The sequence below is a fragment of the Falsiroseomonas oryzae genome (assembly GCF_027856955.1).
In the GTDB taxonomy this organism is placed as follows: Bacteria; Pseudomonadota; Alphaproteobacteria; order Acetobacterales; family Acetobacteraceae; genus Falsiroseomonas; species Falsiroseomonas oryzae.
In genome coordinates, this window is record NZ_JAPSMD010000633.1 from 1 (window position 1) to 2,393 (window position 2,393).

At 74.5% G+C, this 2,393-nt stretch carries 2 protein-coding genes; both read right to left on the reverse strand.

What is annotated here, in order from left to right:
- The coding region (locus OZN99_RS29905) for a Crp/Fnr family transcriptional regulator (RefSeq protein ID WP_270938855.1) at nt 1-563 on the reverse strand (563 nt) is incomplete at its 3' end.
- 10 nt (nt 564-573) lie between these two features.
- Nucleotides 574-2,393: amidohydrolase (locus OZN99_RS29910; RefSeq protein WP_270938856.1), on the reverse strand; the 1,820-nt coding region annotated here is incomplete at its 5' end.

A 2,393-nucleotide genomic window follows, 5' to 3' on the forward strand; every position in this document is an offset into this window, starting at 1 on the left:
TGCGTCAGCCGCACCAGGCCGGCCGGGTCGGCGGCGGCGAGCTTCAGCATGGCGGCGGCGACGCGCTGCGGCAGCGGCTGCAGCCCCACCGCCTCCAGCTGGTCCGTCGTGCGGCGGATGCGCGCGGCGACGGCCCGCAGCAGCGCCAGCGCGGCGGCGTGGTCGGTCTCGATCACCTCGACCGCGGCGCTGCTGCGGATCATCACGCCGCTGACCGGGGTGAGGGCGGTCGCATCCGCGCTGCGCGGCCCGCCATCGATCATCGCGATCTCGCCCACCGGCTCCCCGGCGCCGACCAGGCCCAGCGTCAGCTCCCGCCCCGCCGCGGTGGAGAGGTGCAGGCGCACCACGCCGTCCAGCACGATGAGCATCCCGTCCGTGCCGGGATCGCCGCAGCGGAACACCGGCTCGCCCTCGCGGAAGCGCACGGCGCGCGCCGCCGCGGCCAGGCGCGCGCGGGCGTCGTCCGGCACCTGGGCGAGCAGCGGGAGGCGATCCAGCGCCTGGCGGACCGGGTCGGTTGCCATGGCAGGACGATGCACGGCGAGCGCGCTGCCGTTCAAGCCACCGGGATCACGCCGCGCAGCTGCAGCCCAGTTCCCAGATGCCGTCCGCACCGACCACGCGCAGGCGCTGCGGCGCCGGCGCGGCCAGGATCGGGGAGGCGCCGCCATCCGCCCGGCGGTGGTAGCCAGGGTAGTGGCCGGCCGGCAGCCAGTCCGGCGAGACGGGCGGGGGCGGCGGCGCGAGGCCGGCATAGGCGCCCTCGCCATGCGCCACCTTGCCGCCGACGATGGTCAGCACGGAGGTGATGTGCGGGATGCGGTCCGCCTCCACCGTCATGTAGTCGTCGGACAGCACGGCGAGGTCGGCGAACATGCCCTCCTGCAGCCGTCCCTTGCGGTCCTCCTCCTTCGTCAGCCAGGCGCCGGCCTCGGTGTAGGCGCGCAGTGCGGCGGTGCGGTCCTGGCGGTTGCGTTCCGCCAGCACCGGCGTGCCGCCGACGGTCTTCCCCGTCACCAGCCAGTGCAGGCCGACCCAGACATTGTGGCTGACGGCGCGGTTGGCGTCGGTGCCCGCCGGCATCGGCAGGCCGGTGCCGATAATGCGGCCGAGCGGCGGCGCGTCGCCGGCGACCTCCGGCCCCCACTTCGCCAGGTAGGCGTCGCCGCCGAGCGACATGCGGTTCTGGATCGCCACCGCGCCGCCCAGCCGCGCCACGCGCTCCAGGCTCTGCGGGCCGATACCCTCGCAATGGTCGAAGGCCCAGCGCAGCCGGTCGATCGGCATCTCGCGGTGCACCTGCTCCAGCACGCCGAGCACGCGCTGCACGGTCCGGTCATGCGTGACATGCAGCCGGAAGGGCCAACCCTGCGAGACGACCAGCCGCGTCACCTCCACCAGCTGGCTTTCCATCACCACCGGCGGGTCCGCCGGATCGGCCGTCATCGAGCCGTCCACCGCGGACCAGGCCAGGTATTCGCCGCCGCCGAGCATGCGGAAGAAGTCGTCGCCCTCGCCGGGGCGGACCATGCCGACCCAGCGGCGGTAGTTCTCGATCTCCCGCCCCGGGTTCTGGGCGAAGAGCGAATAGGCGATGCGCAGCGTCAGCTCGCCCTGGCGCGCCAGCCGCGCCACCACCGCGTAGTCCTCGGGATAGGCCTGGCCGCCGCCGCCGGCATCCACCACGGAGGTGATGCCGAGCCGGTTGTGCTCCCGCATGAAGGCCTTGGTGGAGGCGATCTGCTGGTCTTCCGAGAGGCGGGGCAGCCGCGCCCAGAGGCCGATCAGCCCGGCGATGCCGCCACGGCCGAAGAAGACGCCGGTGGGGTTGCTGGCGTCGTCGCGCTCCATGCGCGTGGCCGGCGGCTCCGGCGTGTCGCGCCCGATGCCGAGCAGGCGCATGCCGGCGCGGTTGATGAAGGCGCGCTCGTAGAGGTGCTGCACGAAGACCGGCGTGTCGCCGGTCGCCGCCTCGATCTCCGCCATGGTGGGAAAACGGCGCTCTGCGAACTGCACCGGCGTCCAGCCGCCGACCACCTGCACCCAGTTGGGCGGCGCGGTCCGCCGCGCCTGCGCGCGCAGCATGGCCATCGCATCGGCCACCGAGGGCACGCCGTCCCATCGCAACTCCTGCGCATAGGAGAGGCCACCGCGGATGAAGTGGGTGTGGCTGTCGTTGAGGCCGGGGATCACGCAGCGGCCCTGGCAGTCGATCACCCGCGTTTCCGGCCCGCGCAGCGGCTCCAGGTCGCGCCGCGCGCCGACGCGCAGGATGCGGCCGCCGCCGATGGCCAGCGCCTCGGCCTGCGGCTGGCGCGGGTCCAGCGTGACGAGCTTCGCGTTCTCCAGGATGATCTCCGCGCGCGCCGGCTGCGCGGCGGCGGGCGCCG